Here is a 21615-nt window from a genome sequence, read left to right on the forward strand (position 1 = left end):
TAAGACAACCAAAATCGCCATCATAAGATTATCAAGTGACGCTTTTGATGGCTAATTTTATCAGTGAGTCTGTACCAGCCCATGCCTGATGGCAAGGTGCGTGAGTTTGACATCGCTATCAATGCCCAGTTTATCAAAAATCCGATAGCGATAAGTATTGACTGTTTTGGCGCTTACAAATAGCTGATCGGCAATTTGCTGTGTACTTTGACAGTTAACAACCATCATGGCAACCTGTTTTTCACGCTCAGATAAGGCATCAAAGGGCGACTCTTTTTGTTCACCAAGTACAGTTTCGGCAAGCTGCTCGGCAACATCATGACTAAAATAACGCGATCCTGCGTGTACTTTTTTGATGGCACGAATCATCTCATCAAGCGGCGTGCCTTTGGTAATATAGCCATTGACACCCGCTTTTAAAAGCATGGAAGGATATGGCTGAGCTGTCAAACTTGAAACAGCAAGTACCTTGATGTTTGGATTAAACTGTTTAATGCGTCGAGTGGCTTCTACACCATTGATATTTGGCATATTGACATCCAACAAAACAACATCAGGACTTATGGCGCGCACCTGTATCACCGCACTGTCGCCATCAATCGCTTCACCGATAACTTCAATATTTGGATCGTCATCAAGCATCCGAGTGATGCCCATTCTTACCAAATCATGGTCATCTACGACCAAAACTTTAATACTCATCAAACGCCCATACTATTTATTGATTAGAATATTGTAACAAGAATTTAGGTTTGTGTCGCCATTTTATTGCAAAATCATGCATTAATAAATGAGATTTGGCTAATCTATCATTTTAGATATAAAAAGAGCCCAAGATGACTTGAGCTCTATGATGCTGAGCAACTATTAGCCTTTTAATATTAGCCTAGCCTTTTAAAGCTTTAATTGCGGCATTCAAGCGGCTCTTGTGGCGAGCGGCTTTGTTTTTATGGATAATGCCTTTATCAGCCATACGGTCAATGACTGGCACAGCTTTGTTATAGGCTTCGGTTGCAAGCTCATAAGATTTTGCTTCAATTGCAGAATTGACGCGTTTGATGTAGGTACGCACCATAGAGCGTTGAGATGCGTTGTGCTGACGACGCTTAGTATTTTGACGAGCGCGTTTACGAGCTTGTGCAGAGTTTGCCATAGGGTAAATCCTTAAAAAGTAAAATGCTAAATTATAAAAAGTGGGGCAATGTGTTTGAGGAAGACACACCGCTTGGACAATATGCCGTCTATGATACCAAAATCTTGGCAATCTCACAATATGCAAATAAAAATTTTCTTAGTCGATTGACTGACGGACTTGGTGCTTGATTTTTTTGATGGATTTTGTGCTAGAATAATCTAGAACAAGAAATGTAAAATCAGCACTTGGTGCAATCGCTTGATTGCTTGAAGATAATTTATGTATTATTTAGCGTGAGTGAAAATTGATGAAAACCAAAGCAATCTTAATCGGTGGTTCGAGTCGAGTGGGCGAGGCACTGGCACAAGAGCTTGCACTGATCTATGAGTCGGTGATACTCATCACGCGTACTCAGCCGCGTGCCATGAGTGCAAATATGCAGGTGTATCATGTGGCGGATTTTCGGGCACTTGCATCGACCATTGAGACGGTGGCGATTGGTGCTGATACAGATGCTTTTAGTTGTCTTGGTGTCTCAAAACAGCAAGTACCAAGTCATGATGAATTTTATCAAGTCAATGTCCTGTATAATTTAGAATTTGCCAAAGCGTGCAAACAAAAGGGCGTGCAACAGTTTTATTTTTTATCCAAAGAAGGTGCTGATACCCCCAATCATGATGATGAGCTAACTGCCAAGGCAGATGTAGAATATGATTTACGCACGCTCAGCTTTGATACATTGGCAATTTTTCGTTTGTATCGCTTAACCTTACCCAAGCACCGCCTGAGCCTAAAAAGCCTCGGCAGCCAAGCACTCAATGGTGTATTATCTACACTCAATAAAAACAAACGCGCGCTTGAGCCAAAACAGGTCGCCGCTTGTATGGCGATTACCGCCTATAAGCATAACCATCAGCCGCAGCTACGCACACCAAACCAAGCCACGATCATCACACATGAACAGATGCTCAACAGCGTCATTCGCCCCAATAAAAAATCCAAATAACCAAATCTTCATCCAAGATGGCTATCTGATGTGTGATTAAGCGTAACACGGTTTAATTGGTGATTAGATTTGGGATATGGATTGGCTGGTCTTGATTTGACCACCCAAATAAAATCCGTGATTACCTACATTTTTTGGGCATTTTGTGCTAAAATATTGCCTTATTTTTAAGGTATTTGTGCATGGGTTTGGTGATGAGATATTTACCATAACCGTGTAAATTAATCGTTTGTAGCAAGGATTATTTATGAGTGATTCGGTCAGTCCAATTGGCATTGTCGAAGAATTAAAGCGTTCGTATTTGGATTATGCGATGAGTGTCATCGTTTCTCGCGCGCTACCTGATGTGCGTGATGGACTTAAGCCTGTTCACCGCCGTATTTTATATGCCATGCATGAGCTTGGAAATGATTATAATAAAAAATACCTCAAATCGGCGCGTGTGGTCGGTGATGTGATTGGTAAATATCATCCACATGGCGATACTGCCGTCTATGATGCCATTGTGCGTATGGCACAAGATTTTAGCTTGCGTTATATGCTGGTCAATGGTCAAGGTAATTTTGGGTCAATGGATGGTGACCCGCCAGCAGCCATGCGTTATACAGAAATGAAAATGCAGAAGCTAACGCATAAAATGCTTGCCGATCTTGATAAAGAGACTGTCGATTGGGAAGATAACTACGACGGTTCGATGAAAATGCCAAGCGTGTTGCCTGCTCGCATTCCAAATTTATTGGTCAATGGTGCAACAGGGATTGCTGTTGGTATGGCAACCAATATGGCACCACATAATCTCACAGAAGTACTCAATGCCTGCTTAGCATACGCCGAAGATCCAAATATTTCAACCGATGAGCTAATTAGCCATATTTCAGGGCCGGACTTCCCAACGGGCGGCATTATCCATGGCAGAAGCGGTATCATCGATGCTTATCGTACTGGCAAAGGTCGTTTACACATTCGTGGTCGCTATCACATTGAGCCAATGGGCGACAGCGGTGCAAACAAAGACCGTGAGCGCATTATTTTTACACAAATTCCCTACCAAGTTAATAAAGCCAATCTGATCAAGCATATCGCCGATTTGGTCAATGCCAAAAAAATTGAAGGCATCACCGAAATCCGAGATGAATCAGATAAAGAAGGTGTGCGAGTGGCGATCGATTTACGCCGTGGCGAAAATTGTGAGGTAATGGTTAATAATTTATTTAACCAAACGCCACTTGAAACAAGCTTTAGTATTAATATGGTGGCATTGGATAATGGTCAGCCTAAGCTTATGACGCTGCGTGACTTGGTGGCGGCGTTTATTCGCCATCGTCAAGAGGTGGTCACACGCCGTACAATTTTTGAGCTGAATAAAGCATTGGCACGTGGGCATTTGCTTGAAGGATTGGCCATTGCACTTGCCAATATTGATGATATCTTACAGACCATTAAGCAGTCAGCCAATCGCAGCCAAGCTCGAGAAAATTTATTGGTGCGTACTTGGCAGTCAGCTGGCGTTGTTGCAATGCTTGACGCAGCAGGTGCTAAATCTATCCGCCCTGAGATGATTGATGGCGAGGATCTCAAAGCACCGTATGGCTTGATTGAGAATAAAACCCGCTATCGTCTGTCACCTGACCAAGTGAACGCCATTTTGGATATGCAGTTGCATCGCTTGACTGGGCTTGAGCAGGATAAATTAACGGGTGAGTATCAAGAAATTTTGGGTGAGATTGCACGCCTGACCCTGATTTTGGATGATTTTGATGTCTTAATGGGTGTGGTGCGTGCCGAATTGATTGACATTCGTGATGAATTTGGTGATGAGCGTAAAACCGATATTGTCGATGCGCGTCATGACTTTAATCGTGAAGATTTAATCCCTGAACAAACGGTTGTTTTGACGGTTTCTCGCACAGGCTACGCCAAGACTCAGCCGATCAGTGACTATCAGGCCCAAAAGCGTGGGGGTAAAGGACGCTCAGCGACTGCCATGAAAGAAGATGATGTTATTGAGCATTTGTTGGTAACCAGTACGCATGCCCATATTTTATGCTTTACCAATACAGGTCGTGTCTTTAGATTGCGTGGGTTTGAAATTCCGATTGCCAGTCGTGGCTCAAAAGGCCGCCCTTTGGTAAATTTGATTAATCTTGAGTCAGATGAGTTGGTCACAGCAATTTTGCCTGTCAATGACCTAAAAGACGAAAATAGCTTTGTGTTCTTTGCAACAGCATCAGGGACAGTCAAGCGTGTGGCTTTATCACAATTTGCCAATCTGCGTGCTGGAGGCTTACGAGCGATTGATCTAGCAGAAGGTGATACCTTAATTGGTGTTGCGATCACCGATGGCGAACAAGAGATTATGCTATTTAGTAATGAAGGTAAAGCCATTCGCTTTAAAGAACAGAGTATCCGTGCCATGAGCCGAGTTGCCAAAGGCGTTCGTGGTATGCGTGTGAATCTGCTTGCGACAACTGATGAAGAAGAGCTGTTGGATGAAGATGGCGATGAAGTCGGCGATGATTTTGCGGTGAGCCGAGTGGTGTCTTTGGTGGTTGCACCCAAACAAGGTGAGATCTTGTGTGCTTGCGAAAATGGTTTTGGTAAACGCACGCCGATTGATGATTATCCAACTAAAGGTCGTGGCGGTAAAGGCGTTATTGCAATCAAGACCTCTGAGCGTAACGGACAATTGGTCAAGGCGATTGCAGTGACTGGCGAGGAAGATGTCATTTTGATTTCGGATAAAGGCACTTTGGTGCGTACGCCTGTGGCTCAGATTGCTAATGCTGGTCGCAATGCTCAAGGCGTTAAGCTGATTCGCATTGCTGATGAAGAGGTATTGGTTGGCATGGCATGTGTTGAACATGATGACGATGAAATCGAAGAGTCAGAGGTGTTAGCTGATGTGGTGCAATAGGCATCTGAGTCTATTGAGTGAATGTTCAGCCAAGCTTACGGGCTTGGCTTTTTGGAATTGTCAATCATGTTGCATTTATATCATTTGAATAACTCTCGCTCTTTTAGAGTGGTTTGGCTACTTGAAGAGCTTAAATTGGCTTATGGCTTAGAGTATCAGCTGCATCTGATTGAGCGTGATCAAAAAACTTTTTTAGCGCCCAAAAATCTTGAGCAGATTCACCCCATGGGGAAGGCACCGATTTTAATCGATGACAGATTGCCTAAGGGGGAGCAAGTTCTGGCAGAATCTGCACTAATTTTATCTTATTTATTAAAAGCTTATGATTCTAAAGCGTATTTTTATCCTGCTGCAGCCAACCCAAACGAACAAGCCAATGACAAAGTATGGCGTGATTATACTTTTTGGATACATTTTGCCGAAGGGTCATTGATGCCGCCTTTGGTGATGGGGCTGATTTTAGATAAAGCTCGCCAAAAATCTCCTTGGTTTGTTAAACCTGTACTCAATAAATTTAACTCAAGCATTCATCAGATTATTTTGGATAAGAATGTGATGAATGCTTTAAAGATGCTAGAGATAGCTTTGGCTGATAAGTTATACTTAACAGGGCAATTTAGTGCCGCTGATATACAGATGTATTTGGCAGTGTATGGCACACGCTTGCGTGGATTGATACCACAAACGCACACCAACACGCATGCTTGGCTTGGCACTTGTGAAAGTCGCCAAGGTTTCAAATCCGCTATTTCTTTGGCGGGTTCACCTTTATAATTAGGCAATTGCCAAGGAGATGATGGCGATGAACAAAAATAAACCAGTCATTTTACAAAACAGCGGTGTCAAGATTTTGGTGGGCGTGCTATGTTTATTAAGCTTTGTGGCAGGATATTTTGCCCATCAGTCACGCCAAATGAATTATTGTAACTCTATCAATCAAACGCCCATCGTCCAAAACGGTATTGTGATTTGCCAACTCAATGATCCAAATACTTAACTATCAAGACGGTATAGCATGCCTTTGATGGGATTTGGCTTATTTTGTTAAAATTTCTGCCAATTGTGATTTATTATGGATATTATCCCAATGAACCAATGCTTGCAAGCGTCTTTTATAAACTTCTGATAAAATTAAATTTTTACTGTTAGTTTGTTGTTTAAGCAGAATATCTTTTAAGGCGGTGCAAATCAGTCCATAAAATACTGGCGTGATGGCTTTGAGATCTTGATTGGACCAAGATTGGATAAATCTTTGCCAGTATCGCTGTATTTGACTTTTGTGAACATCGCTCAAAGCAGCAATGACAAAATACGCACAGCTTTGAACCATTTTTGTATCATCTTGTAAAATTTCATTTGGTAATGTGCTGACTGTGGCAATGATTTCATCTAATAATGGGCTTTTAAAACTTGCCCAATTGGGCAGTTTGGGTAAACTAATTTCTTGTCGCTCAAGATGATTAGATAATGGTAAATGTGCTTGTGCCATGCCTGAGTGTTCGATGACAAATGCCAAAGGATCAGATTTGAGCAAAATGGGGGTGTGAATCAGATGCAATGCGATTTCGGTGATTGCATCGGCGGCGTCGTGGCGGTTATAGTTAATTAACTCAACTTTTGGGCTAAACTGTCCTTCTCGACCAATGGCTTTTAATTTTTGATAAATATCGCTATTTAACCACCATTTTAAGCTAGAGCCTTTTGGCAGCAGTTCGGTCAGTTGCCTAAGCGTTGCCATGGCTTGTGCCTTAGATTCGGGGCGTGTTAGGTCGTATTGACTTGCCAAAACGCCATAAATATAATCCGATAAGCTCACCGCACCCTCGATAGCATCACGCATTACGGCTGCCCCATGAGATTTTAGGTAAGTGTCAGGATCGTGATGATCGGGTAAAGTTAAAAATTTAAGCTCACGGCCATCGTTTAAGATGGGTGCGGCAATTTCTAGCGTACGCCACGCTGCTTTTTGCCCTGCATTATCACCATCAAAACATAAAGTCAGCTGATTATTATAGCGTAACAGTCGCTCAATTTGCTTTTCGTTAGCGGCAGTACCCATAGGCGCTACCGCCCCATAAATCCCTGCTTGGTATAAGGCAATAACATCCATATAACCCTCAACCAGTAGGTAGTTTTTGGCTTTTTGTTTGCGTGATTCATACAGACCATATAAAATCTGCTGTTTTTGAAAAACAGGTGATTCGCTTGAGTTGATGTATTTTGGGTTTTCATCACCTAGGCTTCGCCCAGCAAAGCCCACAACACGCCCTTGATTATCACGAATCGGAAAAATCACCCGATGACGCAATAAGCAAAAAGTCCTGCCATTACTTTTAGATGATTCTCGAACCAAACCTAATATTTTCAAACCCTCGATGTCTTGGGGGAAAACTTGTTCCAAATGCTGCCAACCGTCAGGTGCATAACCTAGCCCAAAGGTTTGTATGGTCTCTTCGCTAAGACCACGATCTAAAAAGTACTGTTTTGCAAAAGTAAAATTGTTAAGCATCAGCTGATAATAATCATGCACTGCGGTTAGTAGACTGTATAAATCACCTTGTGCTGCATTGGGCGACTGAGTCAAAATGGGTGCTCGAGTGCCATAAAGCTCATTCACTTGACCAGCATGATGGCTTGGATCAGCCAATCCAGAATAAGTATCGTATGCCGATAAATCATTGACCCAATCGGTTGCTGGTGATGGGCGTGTATCGGACTGATGATGAATGAAGTTTTGGCGACTGCTCGGATCTGGCGAAGGTTGAGTTGGGAGCTTGGCACCCTGAGTCTTAACGGTTTTTTTGTATTTGAATTTTTTTTGATCAGTGTCATCTTTGGGCAGCTCGATGCCCGTTTGTTCGGACAAGAATTTGACCGATTCAATAAAGCTCATCCGTTCAAATTCTTTTAAAAAAGTGATCGGATTGCCCTTGGCATGACAGCCAAAGCAATAATATAAGTTGGTTTCAGGATTGACATAAAAGGAAGGCGTTTTTTCACCATGAAAGGGGCAACAGCCTTTGTATTCACGACCTGCCGCTTTGAGCGTGGTATGCTTGCCAATGATTCCCACTAAGTCAGCTTGACTATTGAGCTGCTCAATGATGGACTCGGGGATATTCATGTCCAAAATTCCAATTGATGTAATAATCTCAGGCGACCATACACCGCCTGAGATTATAATTAACATAAGGTTATAATTAACAAATGATAACTTGCTTAAAAACTGGCATTAGCGTGGTATTTGATTTAATTGTCCAGCGTCTGCCTCTGCTGATGGCAAGTCTAAACTGATGGTAGGGCGATGATTTGTACCACCAGCTGTAGGAATTTCTTCTGGGACTTGGGTTGTGGCAGGTAAGCTAATCGCACCTGCTTGGTTGATGATTTGGGTGCGTGTTGCGCCATGATATTGACCTTGATAGTTGTCAAGATTTTCGCTGACACGCCCCAAACGCCCAAAGCTTAGTGCTGATAATACCTTTTGTGTGCGTGTCTTGGCACCCGTATCACTGAGGCGTACTGAACCATCTTGATTGAGATATTGCGGATAATTAATTTGGAGTAACTGCTTGTACTGTTTGGCGGTCTCAGTCAAGCCAAGCTTTTGATTGCTATAAGCCAAAATTGCGATAGCTTCTGGCACACCTGTGGACTGTGGATAGTATTGAAACACCCACTTAGCTCGGTTGGCAGCAGCCACCATCGCATCACGCTTGACATACCAACGCGCTGCCGCCAATTCATGCTCAGCAAAGTCATTATAAATGGCAATCATGCGTTGTGCGGCATCGGCAACATATGGACTATCAGGATAGTGCTTAAGCAGGTTTTGAAAATCTCGGAAAGCTAGGCGTAGATAAGTCACATCACGATGAGATTGATCAAATCTAACCAAACGAGAAGCTTTGGGAGCGCCGCCCATATGAGTAACGCCTTGGACATATAACGCATAGTCTACCGAGCGGCTGTTTGGGTATCGGTGAATAAACTCTTCTGTACTTTGTAGAACTGCTTCAAAATCATTGGCTTTATATTGGGCATAAATGAGATCTAGCAGTGCCTGCTGTGCATATTGACCTGTCGGATAAAAGGTTCGGATGTTATTTAGTGCTTCAATGGCGTTGCGATTTTGATTTTTATCAAGTGCTTCACTGGCTTCTTGATAATATGCAGCATCTGTTTTTTCAGCCGTTTCTACGGTATCAGCCTTGCGGTCAAACAGTCCATTCACGCTCTGGCAGCCTGTAACAGTCAAAGTCGCTGCCATCATGGCGGCAATCAGCTTGTTTTGTGATTTCATAGGAATTCTCATGAATTGGTCTAAATTTGGGCTAGTTTAGCATGTTTTTATGGGTCTGACAATGAATGTCTATTGGCTGTATAAACACACAAAACCTATTTAAAAGATTGCTTGGATAATGAGTAAGGCCAGCCAATTTGATATATTTTGGATAAAAGTAAAAATGCGTTGATATATCAGCGGCCTGTCTTATCAAATTTGATAAAATGTGCTAAAGTGGTCTAAATTTACTCTTGGGCTTTATTATGAATCATGATGAATTGATGGATAACTTGGTCAATCAGGCACCTGACTGCGGCATAGGTGAGGATAGTGATGCTGATGATCTGATTGATGCAGATGAGACGACCACCCAAACACCGACCCAAATTCATCTGACGCATAGTGTCAGTACCGAGCAAATTGGCATTAGGCTTGATAAGCTTTGTGCGGATATTTTTGGGGGGTTTTCACGCGCAAATTTAAAAAAGTTCATCGATGAGGGTCAATTGACGGTTAATGGCAAGGTGGTTAAGCCAAAATATGCGGTCAAAGTGGGCGATATATTAACGCTAGAAGCTGTCCACGAGTCTCATTCAGAGGATTTGCCTGAAAATATTGATATTGATATCATTTATGAAGATGAGGCGGTGATTATCATTAATAAACCTGCAGGTATGGTGGTGCATCCTGGTGCTGGTAATCGTACGGGTACTTTGGTGAATGCACTGCTGTATCACTTTCCCAAGCAGGCACACTTGCCACGAGCGGGCCTAGTGCATCGCATTGACAAAGATACAACAGGGCTACTTGTCATCGCACGCACAAAATCAGCTCAGCTATCTTTGATTAATCAGCTTAAGGATAAAAGCGTCTACCGTCATTATCAATGTATTGCTTTGGGTGCAGTGCATGAAGTGCTTCGCCATGCTCAAATTGATGCACCCATTGGTCGGCATAGCACCCATCGGACTAAGATGGCAGTGAAACAAACGGGCAAGCCTGCTTTAACGCACATTGTCAATGCCAAGTATTTGCATGAGCGTTACAGTCTTTTGGATATTCATCTAAAAACAGGTAGAACGCATCAAATACGCGTACATTTGTCTTATGTTGGTCATCCGCTGGTCGGCGATCCTGTCTATGGCACATCGCCGCGTTCAGGTTTATCCGACAGGCAAAGATGTGCAATTTTGGATTTTGGCAGGCAGGCACTTCATGCATACATGCTGGGTTTTATTCATCCTGTTACTGGCGAGGCGATGAAATTTCATGCACCGCTACCTAAAGATATGCAGCAGCTGATTGAGATCTTAAACGATGATACCCAATGAAAATATGACGCTGCCTTTGGATATTCTTTATCAAAATGATGATGTGTTGGTTATACAGACTCATACTGGTGTATCTGATAAAGCCGATCGGCTGATAGGTCATGATGATAATCAATTGGCACTTTATGGCAAATTTAATATGGCACTTCATGTCAATGATATGCCATCTTGGGTACTGAATCGACGAGCCAGGCTACTTGCTTGGCTGTATGAGCAGGCAGGTGCTAATCAAATCCACTGGCTAAATCAAGTCCATGGCAATGTTGTGATTGATGTTGATCAGACAAGATCGCAGTCGTTAAGCTTGGCAGATGCCTTGATCACTCAGCGTTCTAAGACAGCACTGGCGATCATGACAGCAGATTGTGTGCCTATAGCGATATTTGAAAAAAATGGCAGTACGGTCGCCTGTATTCATGCAGGGTGGCAAGGGCTGGCCAATGGCGTAATCGCCAAAACAGTCGCTTTGATGCCAACTTCTTACAAGCTATTTGCTGTCATCGGTGCGTGCATCTCACTGCCAGCGTATGAAGTGGATCAGCACTTAGCTGAGCATATCATTGATGAGGCGGTAACAAATAAACTTGTCTTACTTGATAGGCAGGTGCTGTTTGATATGCTGATCAAACCTTCTCATAACAGTGATAAGGCATATATTGATATTAAGAGATTGGCTCAGTTGCAGCTTGAAAAATTTGGCATAACAGTGCTAAACGATACCGTGCCATGTAGTTATTTATCACCTAAATATTATTCGTACCGTCTCCAAACTCACACCAATCGCCCAGCAATCGGCAGAATGGCGATGCTTATCATCAAAAAATAACCGCTGATATGATGCTGTTTTATCGGGATATTTAGGTATTGGGATATTTGGGTGATGTATGATTAATTTGGTAAAAAATATCAATTACGCAGGATTATCAATATCAATAAATGCCACATCAATACCCAATTGTTGATTGATGACTTCACCGAGTCGAATCACACCGCCACGCTCTGTGGCATGATGACCTGCAGCAAAATAATCTACACCAAGCTCACGCGCCATGTGTGTTGTGCGTTCAGAAATTTCGCCTGAAATAAACGCATCACAGCCCATGGTTGCCGCTTGCTCAATCATATCTTGTGCACCGCCTGTGCATAGGGCGATTTTATTTAGTCGGCGATCGCCATCGGTGGCGGCAATATGTAAGGGCGTGCGTCCTAAAACTTTGGTAATTTTATCGGAAAATTCGGATGCCAAAATAGGGTTTGTGGTTGCCACATTACCAATCGGGTGCTTTTGGTTGGGATACAATGCGCCCGTAATCGTCAAATCAAGCATATCAGCCAAGGTGCGATTATTACCAATGTCAGGATGGGCGTCAAGTGGTAGGTGATAAGCAATCAATGAAATGCCATTTTGCATAAGTTTACGCACACGCACGCCTTTCATGCCTACCAAAGGTTGGTCTTCACCTTTCCAAAAATATCCATGATGCACCAAGATCGCCTGTACTTTGGCTTGGATTGCTTGATCGATTAAGGCTTGGCAAGCGGTTACTCCAGTGATGATCCGTTTAATGGGTCTGCCTGCATCAACTTGTAATCCGTTTGGGCAGTAGTCTTGAAACTCATGAGCATTAAGATAGTTGTCACAAAACTTGACCAAAGCTTGGACGCTGATGGTTGTCATAAATTTTCCTATGCAAATTTAAGGTATTGTATTCGCTTTTGAACGATTATGCAAATGTATAGATAGCTTAAGAAACCAACCGTTTTGCTTGTATTAAGCACAGTTTGCCCCTATTATTAAGCCATCAGCAGCCAAAAGTGAGTGCCTTAATGTCGGACAAATCACCAAATCCTCATTTTTCCCCTGAGCAAGTGCATGAAATTACTGAGCAATTTGCCATCAGTGGCATGACTTGCCAATCGTGTGCCACACGCATCGAAAAAGTACTAAGCAAAAAGTCCGCCATTCATCAAGCGACAGTCAATTTTGCAACAGAGGTATTGCATATCTCTTATGATGCCAATCAGACCAATCGTGATGAAGTGATGGCTTGGGTGGCAAAAACAGGCTTTGAGGCTGTGCCAATGGCGGATCGCCAAGACCAACACAAGATGCCTTGGGATTTGATGATTCTTTGGGGATTGTCATTACCGTTTTGGGTAGGTATGCTTGGTATGTTGTTTGGATCACACGCATTGATGATGCCTGTGTGGATTCAGTTTGTCTTGGCAAGTGTGGTGCAAGTTGTGTTCGGTGCACGCTTTTATTTGGGTGCTTGGGCGAGCATTAGGGGCGGGCTTGCTAATATGGATGTTTTGGTTGCACTTGGTACAACAGCAATTTGGGCATATTCAAGCTATGTATGGCTGACCGATCTGCACGCCATGCATATGGTATATTTTGAAGCATCGGTGATGGTCATTGCATTTGTTAGGCTTGGTAAATATCTTGAGCATCGCACCAAAACACAAAGCCTAAACAGCTTAGGCTTATTGACGCAGCTGATTCCTACAGAAGTCAATCGGCGTATCGATGATAAATGGGTCAAAACCAACATTGAGCATATTAAAGTTGGTGATGTGCTACTGGCTAATACTGGTGATAAGATCGCCGTAGACGGTGTGGTGCAAGGCGGATTTGGTGTCTGCAATGAATCTCATCTGACAGGTGAAAGCTTACTCATTGATAAGAATATCGGTGATACGGTGTATGCAGGCAGTAGCGTAGAAGATGGCTCAATACACTACCAAGCAGCCGCAACAGGCACAAAAACTCAGCTTGGTGATATGATGTCAGCACTTCAAGATGCACAAGGTACCAAGGCAGATATTGCCAGATTTGCCGATAAAGTTGCAGCCGTCTTTGTGCCTGTGGTGGTTGCATTGGCGATGATGAGTTTTTTGGTCAATTATCTACTTGGTGCAGAGTTTGATATCGCATTAATGCGTGGCGTCGCTGTGCTTGTGATTGCTTGCCCTTGTGCGCTTGGACTTGCAACACCTGCTGCGATTATGGCAGGCATGGGCACGGCAGCACGCCATGGGGTATGGTTTAAAGATGCGGTCAGCCTTGAGTCTGCTGGTAGCATTGATACCATTATTTTTGATAAAACAGGCACGCTGACTTTGGGTCGTCCAAGTGTCCAAAAAATCCAATGCTTAAGCAGTAAGATAAATAAATCGCAGGCCCTTGGGTTGACAGCCAGCATAGAGCAGTACGCCAGCCACCCTTTGGCAAATGCCTTGGTGGAAGCTGCTAAAGATAAAAATTTACCTTTATATGAGGTATCTGATATCCAAAGCACCACCGGCCAAGGGCTGATGGGGTATGTTGATGGCATTGGGCGACTAAAAGTGGGAACGCCTAAATTTATTGGTCTAGAGACATGGCAGGCAGATGACCAGTGGTCGGATGCAAGTTTGGTTGGGTTAGCCATAGATGATGAGCCGATGGCGGTCTTTGGGCTGAGCGATACATTAAAGGCAGACGCACACAGCATCATCAGCCGCATTCATCATGATGGGATCAAAACTTATTTAATGAGCGGTGATCGCCAATCGGTTGTCGATGGCGTCGCAAATCAGCTTGGCATTACCGCCGCTTTTGGACAAATGTCGCCACGAGATAAGATGTCCGCCATTGAGACATTAAAAACCCAAGGTAAGCGGGTTGTTATGGTTGGTGACGGTGTCAATGACGCACCTGCGATGGCGGCATCACACGCCAGTTTTGCAGTTGGCAGTGCCACTGGCGTTGCTAAGCATACCGCATCAGCACGCTTGTTAGGCGATTCACTCAACCATATTTTTTATGCTTATCGTATCGCGCGCATGACTTTAACCAATATTAAGCAAAACTTCTTTTTTGCACTGGTTTATAATTGTATCGGTATTCCATTAGCTGCAATAGGGCTACTTAATCCCATGATGGCGGCAGCTGCGATGGCACTAAGTTCAATCTCGGTGCTGTTAAATGCCATGCGACTAAAGCGTGTACAGCTTACACCAAACGATATGCACTCAGATAAATCCGTGGGCTAATATCATCTGCTTTGTTGATTGAGCAGAGTGGGGCTGAGTTTGGCTGATAAAAAATAATTATTCTTATTTATACAATATTTGTTATAATAGCGATATTTTGATCGACCAATGAATATCAGGTTTTTTATGCCAAATTTAACCCTTTTCACTCATTTTAAAAAGCAGCGTGGCTCAACCAATCAGATTTTGGCATTGTTTTTGATTGCGCTTGCTGTTTCTGCATTGATTGTCGCTGTGATTGGCTATAAATTTGGCTATCGTCAAGGCATGCACAGTGTTGAGCGTACCGTCTTAGCAAAGCATGATACAGCAGTCAATGTCAGTGAGTTGACCGCTGAAAATGTGCGGCTAAAGCAGGAGATGACAACTGCCATCCAAGAGCGTGATATCAGTCGATCGACATTAAATAATCTGCGTACAGATTATGACAATCTAAAGACCACCAATTTACAACTTGAGCAGGTCAATGAGCTACTAAAAACTGCAGTTGCCGAGCAGGGCGGTGTGGCATTATCTATCATGGCATCAGAAATCATCTCTTTACCAAATGATACCTTTGAATATCGCTTTGATGTGTCCATGCTTGATATTTCTGGAAAAGCCGTTAAGATGATTCCTAAATTGACTTTACTAAACGAAACCAGTATGGTTGAGGTACCGCTTGAGCCATCAAGCTATGATATTCGTGGTGTGGCAAATATTCGTGGTCGATTTATCATGCCTGAGGGCTTTGAGCCGAAGCAAATGAAGCTTGAGCTGGTCGCTGGCAATCAAAAAGTTCAGCAGTTGTATAATTGGCAAATTGGCAAAATCATCACCAATGCACCACCTTCATTGGCAAAAATGTCACATTCAAACCACCGACCAATTGAAAAAAGCACGCAATAATTTATGGGTACTTTTTATCACAAATACAGGCGAGGCAGTGGCTTTCGCCTGTTTTATATTAACCAAATTTATATTAACCAAAATTGAAATTTCCAGCAGCAATACGATATGACGAAGCAGTGCAGCAGTTATTTTTTGATTAAGGCAGTCCAAGATTTTAAATCACCTTCCAAACATCGGTCAGATACCGATGTCATCACCGAAACCAAAATTCAAGTCAAGCAGCCCAAGCTGTACACAGTGATTATGTATAATGATAATTATACGACCATGGATTTTGTGGTATATGTACTCGTTGAGATTTTTCAGCACAATATTGATAAGGCGTATCAGCTTATGATGCAGATTCATGAGTTGGGACAAGCGGCGGTTGCCTTGTTGCCTTATGACTTAGCTGAGATGAAGGTAGATGAAGTGACGGCATTGGCAGAACAAGAGTCTTATCCGTTACTCACTACGATTGAGCCTGCCTAATTTTTAGATTTTATTATAAGGATTATTATGCTAAGTCCTGAATTGTTAACGATTCAAGAATTTATGCTGAAGTTTGCTAAGCAACATTCACATCAATTTATCAGCGTTGAGCATTTGTTGATGGGTTTATTAAAAGATGCGTTTACCGTCAGAGTGCTTGAGGAGTGCGGTGCTGACAGTGAATTTATTTTATCAAGTATCAAGCAATATCTTAAAGATTTCATGCCCAAGCGTGAAGATGTCGACCCATTGCCAACCAAAAGCCTAAATCGTGTGATGCAGCGTGCAATTTGGCAAGTGCAAGCCAGCCAAACCCAGCAGCTGGTCAAACCCATTGATGCACTTGTCGCAATTTTTAAAGAAGAACGCAGTTATGCCAATGAGTTGATCCAGTCTTGTGGCGTGGATATTTTATCGGTTACTCGTGCAATTTCGATTCATCAGCGTTCTGCACATGACGCTTATGACGGTGTCGACGAGTCTGCCAATCAATCGACAAAGCCCAAGCAAAATCCGCTGGATGCTTATACTTTAAATCTTAATGAGCAAGCAAAGCAAGGTAAAACCGACCCTTTGGTTGGGCGGGCAGATGAAATTGAACGCACCGTCCAAATCCTTTGCCGCCGCCGCAAAAATAACCCGCTTTTGGTTGGTGATCCTGGTGTTGGTAAAACAGCCATTGCTGAGGGTTTGGCGTGGCTGATTGTGAATGGCAAGGCGCCAAAACCGCTTGCTAATGCGACAATTTATAGCTTGGATATGGGTGCGCTGATTGCAGGTACGAAGTTTCGTGGTGAGTTTGAGACACGCATGAAAGACTTGATTGATGAGCTAAAAGATACACCAGAGTCAATTTTATTTATTGATGAGATTCATATGATGATTGGGGCAGGTGCGTCCATGGACAGTAGTATGGATGTATCAAATCTAATCAAGCCTGCACTTGCCAAGGGGTATATTCGCTCAATTGGCTCTACAACATTTGCTGAGTATCGCCAAATTTTTGAAAAAGATCATGCACTATCTCGGCGTTTTCAGAAAATAGACATTAAAGAGCCTTCGGTATCTGATACAATCGCCATTTTACAAGGGTTGAAAGGATATTACGAAGATTTTCATGGCGTGGCATACACCGAAGATGCCATTGAGGCGGCTGTTAAATTATCTGTCAAGCATATTCATGAAAGATTTTTGCCCGATAAGGCCATTGATGTGATCGATGAAGCAGGCTCTTTTGTGCGTTTGCATCATGATAAAGTCACCAATCATAGTCAAATGGATACCCAAAAAACCTCATCATCAATCCAAGTCGATATTGATATCATAGAACAAGTGGTCGCAAAAATCGCACGCATACCGCCCAAATCTGTCTCTCATGATGATAAGAATATTTTAAAAAATTTAAACGCTAATCTAAAGCAGATGGTCTTCGGTCAAGACCAAGCCGTTGATACACTTGTTGATGCGATTTTGCTTGCACGCTCAGGATTAACCCATCCTGATAAACCCATTGGCTCATTTTTATTTTCAGGCCCGACAGGTGTTGGTAAAACTGAGATCAGCCGCCAGTTGGCTTATTTGCTTGGTGTGCCTTTGGTGCGGTTTGATATGAGTGAATATATGGAAGCACATACAGCATCACGCTTGATCGGTGCGCCGCCTGGTTATGTGGGGTATGATCAAGGTGGTTTATTAACCGAAAAAATTCAGCAAAATCCACATTGCGTGCTACTGTTAGATGAGTTAGAAAAAGCACACAGTGATGTATTTAATTTGTTGCTTCAAGTGATGGACCATAGCACATTAACAGATAATAATGGACGCATGGCATCATTTAAGCAGGTGATTGTGATTATGACGACCAATGTTGGAGCAGATAGCATCAGCCGCCGATCGATGGGGTTTACACAGCAAGATCATCATAGTGATAATCAAAATGCCATACAGCGTACATTTAGCCCTGAGTTTCGCAATCGCTTGGATGCCATCGTAAATTTTGCACCATTACCGCCCGAGGTGATTGGCGATGTGGTTGATAAGTTCATAACCGAATTATATGATCAATTGCTTGATAAAAATATCATCTTATCTGTGGACGATGAGGTGCGTTTGCATTTGGCAAAAAAAGGTTATGATCGCTTAATGGGTGCAAGACCCATGGCAAGAACCATTCAAGAGCTACTCAAAAAACCGCTATCAAAACTGATTTTGTTTGGCGATCTAAAGCAGGGTAAAGAAGGTGTGAAAGTGGCTGCAACCATGAAAGATGGTGCGATTAATTTTGAGACAATTGATACCAAATTGACTGGTAAAATTAAGCCAAATTGACTATAATTTATTTGGATTTATTTATTAACTGATTGATGATCACTAAAAAGGCAAGGTTATGGCAACTGTACTAGACGGCAAGGCATTGGCAAAAAGCATTGAAAGCGAACTGTCAGTGCGTGTTGAGACATTAAAACAAAAAACAGGACGCACGCCAATTTTGGCAACAATTTTGGTGGGTGATGATCCAGCATCAGCGACCTATGTACGCATGAAAGGCAATGCCTGCCAGCGTGTCGGAATGGATAGCATGCGTGTTGATATGCCAAAAGATACCACAACTGATGAGCTGCTTGCTAAGATTGATGAGCTAAATGATAATCCAGATGTGCACGGCATTTTATTACAGCATCCTGTGCCAACTCAGATTGATGAACGAGCTTGCTTTGATCGCATCAGTTTGGATAAAGATGTCGATGGCGTCACCTGCCTAGGCTTTGGGCGTATGTCAATGGGTGAATCTGCTTATGGCTCATGCACACCACAAGGTATCATGCATCTGTTGACACATTATGGTATTGAACTTGAAGGTAAGCATGCGGTCGTCGTGGGTCGTAGTGCCATCTTAGGTAAGCCGATGGCGATGATGCTATTAAATGCCAACTGTACTGTAACAATCTGCCATTCACGCACCAAAAACTTAGCTGAGTATCTCGCTTCAGCTGATATCGTTGTTGGTGCTGTTGGTGTACCTGAATTAATCAAAAAATCATGGATTAAGCAAGGTGCGGTCGTCGTTGATGCAGGATTTCATCCAACCGATCAAGGCGGCTGTGGGGATATCGAATTGGACGGTATTGAGGCCATCGCTTCTGCTTATACGCCAGTGCCGGGCGGTGTTGGTCCAATGACCATCAATACGCTTATCCGTCAAACTGTCGAGGCCGCCGAAAAAGAAGCAGGTTTGTAATATTACGATAGATTTTTACTTTTGAATAAAATCCTACTTGTAAAGTCATGCAAGTGGGGTTTTTATTGAGCATTAATCATATGCAAGTGCTTATTTTGTATTTATATAGACAAATTTTGATCGCCTATCTTAGTGCGTCATACTGCCTATTTGCACATTATATGGCAATATTTGATAAATTTACAAAAGATTTACAAATTGTGTCAGATTTTTACTTAAAAGTATCAAAATTTTGTGGTAGCATTTATACAAGATGATTATAGATCGCATCCTATTTGTTGGAATGGCAGATCCGTCATCGGGGTGTGATTATAGTTTATAGTCTCCTCTTTTTTTAGATGATTTATTTAAAGGATAATTGATATGAAAAAATTATTTGCAGGCGTGGCGTTGGCTTCTGTAGCATTGGCAGGATGTGCATCAAAGCAGCTTGATGATAAGCGTTTGATGATTGTTGAGGGTGAAGTTAAGCAGGTGCAAGTTCAAGATTTGCGTAGCTTCCAAGTAGAGATCGCACCTCGTAAAGCTGTGTGCGAGCTAACCAATAACTTGGGTGAAACCGTGCAAGCAGAATGCTTACAATATCGCCGTACTTTTGATCGTAATTTTAATGTGCTAAGTGGTGATATTGAGGGTTTCCAATACGAGCCAGGTTTCCGCTATGTATTAGACCTAAAACAAGAGCGTCTATTAAATGAGACAACTGGTCAAGTTGTTCCAAAATGGACTTTGAATAAAATTATCTCAAAAACACCTGAAATGCTATAATTATCAGCTTGTTTCAATCAATGTTTCAATAAGTGTTTCAATAAAAAACCAAGCTCATTGCTTGGTTTTTTATGATTGAGATTAGCATTGACTAAATCCTGAGCTAATATTAATGGCATCAATACGCTGTGCTGTCTTCATGGCATTGGTAGCGTGGATAGCCAGTCCACCTTTGGCGGTTTCTTTGTATTTATCCATCATATCCATGCCAGTTTCTTTCATTGTGGCAATCGCTTTATCTAATGAGACATGATGACTGCCATCACCTCGTAGTGCAAGACGCGCAGCATTAATGGCTTTGACCGATGCCATGGCGTTTCGTTCGATACAAGGGACTTGAACCAGTCCTGCAATTGGATCGCATGTCAAGCCCAAATTATGCTCAAGTCCAATTTCTGCTGCATTCAAGCATTGAGCAACACTGCCGCCTAAAACATGAGCCAATCCTGCCGCTGCCATGGCACAAGCAGAGCCAACCTCACCTTGACAGCCAACTTCTGCCCCTGAAATTGAGGCATTTTGTTTAATGAGTGCACCGATCGCACCTGCAACCAATAAAAATTCACGCACCCCTTGATAGCTAAATGCTGGAATAAATCCACGGTAATAATGTAATACAGCAGGAATGATGCCCGCCGCACCATTGGTAGGTGCTGTAACGACCTTTCCGCCAGCGGCATTTTCTTCATTGACCGCCAAGGCATATAAATTCACCCAATCCATGGCAAGCAGACCTCCATTGCCTGAATACCCATATTCTTTGGATAGTTGTTCATACAGATCTTTGGCACGGCGTTTGACATTTAAGCCACCGGGCAAAATCCCATCAACTTTACAGCCTTGAGTGACGCAAGCTTGCATGGTATCCCAAACATCGTTTAAATACGCTTTAACATCATCAATATCCCTTAGGGCAGTTTCATTGGCAAGCATCAAATCGGCGATACTTAAATCATGTGCTTGGCATAATGCCGCCAGCTCTTCTGCACTGTCAAAATCATAAGGGTAGGCTGATTGAGTATCTTGAGATGGTGCTAAGTGAATTTGCTGCTCATCTTTGATAAAGCCACCGCCAACAGAATAATAAGTCTGTGCCAACTGTTCACCATCATCAAGTATGGCGATGAGTTTCATGCCATTGGGATGCTCAGGCAATGGCGTGTCATCCCATAAAAGATGTTCGTTAGCATCAAATGCAATCTGATGCGTGCCGCCCAACATCAACCGACCTTCTTGGTAGATGGGCTTTAAATATTCTTCGGTTCGAGTGGTATCAATCGTAGGTGGCTCATGCCCTGATAAACCAAGCAAAATAGCGGTATCTGTGGCATGACCTTTGCCCGTTGATGATAACGAGCCATATAACTCAATGGTAATTTGACGGACGCTATCCATACGATCGCCAAGCAATACCAAAAAACGATTGGCTGCCACCATGGGGCCGACCGTATGTGAACTTGATGGTCCGATGCCGATTTTAAACAGTTCAAAAACGCTGATCATAAAGCATTATTCCAAATATAATTATCTATACAATT

At 42.7% G+C, this 21615-nt stretch carries 19 protein-coding genes; 13 read left to right on the forward strand and 6 right to left on the reverse strand.

Annotated elements, in window-relative coordinates; genetic code table 11:
- Positions 1–60: 60 nt before the first annotated feature.
- Positions 61–702: a response regulator gene (locus tag HMPREF2573_RS06695; RefSeq protein ID WP_003657958.1), complete on the reverse strand. Its 642-nt coding sequence runs from the start codon at positions 700–702 to the stop codon at positions 61–63.
- A 184-nt stretch (positions 703–886) separates the two neighbouring features.
- Positions 887–1153: a 30S ribosomal protein S20 gene (gene rpsT, locus HMPREF2573_RS06700; protein ID WP_003657959.1), complete on the reverse strand. Its 267-nt coding sequence runs from the start codon at positions 1151–1153 to the stop codon at positions 887–889.
- A gap of 23 nt (positions 1154–1176) precedes the next feature.
- Between rpsT and HMPREF2573_RS09355 the strand changes: the two genes are divergently transcribed.
- From HMPREF2573_RS09355 to HMPREF2573_RS06720, 5 genes are all read left to right on the forward strand, one after another.
- The gene (locus HMPREF2573_RS09355) at positions 1177–1323 is read left to right on the forward strand and encodes a hypothetical protein (RefSeq protein WP_003657961.1); all 147 of its coding nucleotides are present in this window, start codon (positions 1177–1179) and stop codon (positions 1321–1323) included.
- A 119-nt stretch (positions 1324–1442) separates the two neighbouring features.
- Entirely contained in the window at positions 1443–2141 is a 699-nt protein-coding gene (locus tag HMPREF2573_RS06705) for an NAD-dependent epimerase/dehydratase family protein (protein ID WP_003657963.1), read from the forward strand.
- Positions 2142–2388: 247 nt separating this feature from the next.
- Positions 2389–5055 carry a DNA gyrase subunit A gene (gene gyrA, locus HMPREF2573_RS06710; RefSeq protein WP_003657965.1) on the forward strand — a complete coding sequence of 889 codons (2667 nt, stop codon included), beginning with the start codon at positions 2389–2391 and terminating at the stop codon, positions 5053–5055.
- A 21-nt stretch (positions 5056–5076) separates the two neighbouring features.
- Entirely contained in the window at positions 5077–5829 is a 753-nt protein-coding gene (locus HMPREF2573_RS06715) for a glutathione S-transferase (RefSeq protein ID WP_003671269.1), read from the forward strand.
- A gap of 28 nt (positions 5830–5857) precedes the next feature.
- On the forward strand, positions 5858–6052 hold the full coding sequence (locus HMPREF2573_RS06720) for a hypothetical protein (protein ID WP_003657969.1): 195 nt from the start codon (positions 5858–5860) through the stop codon (positions 6050–6052).
- Between the two features lie 39 nt (positions 6053–6091).
- On the opposite strand, the gene HMPREF2573_RS06725 is transcribed toward HMPREF2573_RS06720, so the two are convergent.
- Together HMPREF2573_RS06725 and HMPREF2573_RS06730 are read right to left on the reverse strand one after the other, a co-directional pair.
- Entirely contained in the window at positions 6092–8179 is a 2088-nt protein-coding gene (locus HMPREF2573_RS06725; protein ID WP_070472976.1) for a DNA primase, read from the reverse strand.
- 108 nt (positions 8180–8287) lie between these two features.
- Positions 8288–9358 (reverse strand): outer membrane protein assembly factor BamD, encoded by a 1071-nt coding sequence (locus HMPREF2573_RS06730; RefSeq protein ID WP_070472978.1) that lies wholly within the window; start codon positions 9356–9358, stop codon positions 8288–8290.
- Positions 9359–9603: 245 nt separating this feature from the next.
- Here HMPREF2573_RS06730 and rluD point away from each other — a divergent pair, with 245 nt between their 5' ends.
- Entirely contained in the window at positions 9604–10671 is a 1068-nt protein-coding gene (gene rluD, locus HMPREF2573_RS06735) for a 23S rRNA pseudouridine(1911/1915/1917) synthase RluD (protein WP_003668270.1), read from the forward strand.
- Positions 10658–11497, forward strand: coding sequence for a purine nucleoside phosphorylase YfiH/LACC1 family protein (locus HMPREF2573_RS06740; RefSeq protein ID WP_070472981.1), 840 nt, complete (start codon positions 10658–10660; stop codon positions 11495–11497). The genes rluD and HMPREF2573_RS06740 overlap by 14 nt, the downstream gene beginning before the upstream one ends.
- A gap of 84 nt (positions 11498–11581) precedes the next feature.
- Here the strand turns inward: HMPREF2573_RS06740 and HMPREF2573_RS06745 are convergent, their stop codons facing one another.
- Complete coding sequence (locus tag HMPREF2573_RS06745; protein WP_003657977.1) at positions 11582–12349, reverse strand: Nif3-like dinuclear metal center hexameric protein; 768 nt, start codon at positions 12347–12349, stop codon at positions 11582–11584.
- Positions 12350–12498: 149 nt separating this feature from the next.
- Here HMPREF2573_RS06745 and HMPREF2573_RS06750 point away from each other — a divergent pair, with 149 nt between their 5' ends.
- From HMPREF2573_RS06750 to HMPREF2573_RS06780, 6 genes are all read left to right on the forward strand, one after another.
- A complete protein-coding gene (locus HMPREF2573_RS06750; RefSeq protein ID WP_070472984.1) occupies positions 12499–14709 on the forward strand; it encodes a heavy metal translocating P-type ATPase in 2211 nt (736 codons plus the stop codon).
- Between the two features lie 126 nt (positions 14710–14835).
- On the forward strand, positions 14836–15597 hold the full coding sequence (locus HMPREF2573_RS06755) for a hypothetical protein (RefSeq protein ID WP_070472986.1): 762 nt from the start codon (positions 14836–14838) through the stop codon (positions 15595–15597).
- 108 nt (positions 15598–15705) lie between these two features.
- Positions 15706–16071, forward strand: coding sequence for an ATP-dependent Clp protease adaptor ClpS (locus HMPREF2573_RS06760; RefSeq protein ID WP_003663483.1), 366 nt, complete (start codon positions 15706–15708; stop codon positions 16069–16071).
- A gap of 27 nt (positions 16072–16098) precedes the next feature.
- Positions 16099–18399 (forward strand): AAA family ATPase, encoded by a 2301-nt coding sequence (locus tag HMPREF2573_RS06765; RefSeq protein WP_070472988.1) that lies wholly within the window; start codon positions 16099–16101, stop codon positions 18397–18399.
- 58 nt (positions 18400–18457) lie between these two features.
- Positions 18458–19309 (forward strand): bifunctional methylenetetrahydrofolate dehydrogenase/methenyltetrahydrofolate cyclohydrolase FolD, encoded by an 852-nt coding sequence (gene folD, locus HMPREF2573_RS06770; protein ID WP_003659896.1) that lies wholly within the window; start codon positions 18458–18460, stop codon positions 19307–19309.
- Positions 19310–19672: 363 nt separating this feature from the next.
- Entirely contained in the window at positions 19673–20077 is a 405-nt protein-coding gene (locus tag HMPREF2573_RS06780; RefSeq protein ID WP_003657987.1) for a DUF4377 domain-containing protein, read from the forward strand.
- Positions 20078–20158: 81 nt separating this feature from the next.
- Here the strand turns inward: HMPREF2573_RS06780 and HMPREF2573_RS06785 are convergent, their stop codons facing one another.
- Entirely contained in the window at positions 20159–21580 is a 1422-nt protein-coding gene (locus HMPREF2573_RS06785; protein WP_003663480.1) for an L-serine ammonia-lyase, read from the reverse strand.
- Positions 21581–21615 lie beyond the last annotated feature (35 nt).

This window comes from Moraxella sp. HMSC061H09, from assembly GCF_001809255.1.
GTDB classification, from domain to species: domain Bacteria; phylum Pseudomonadota; class Gammaproteobacteria; order Pseudomonadales; family Moraxellaceae; genus Moraxella; species Moraxella catarrhalis.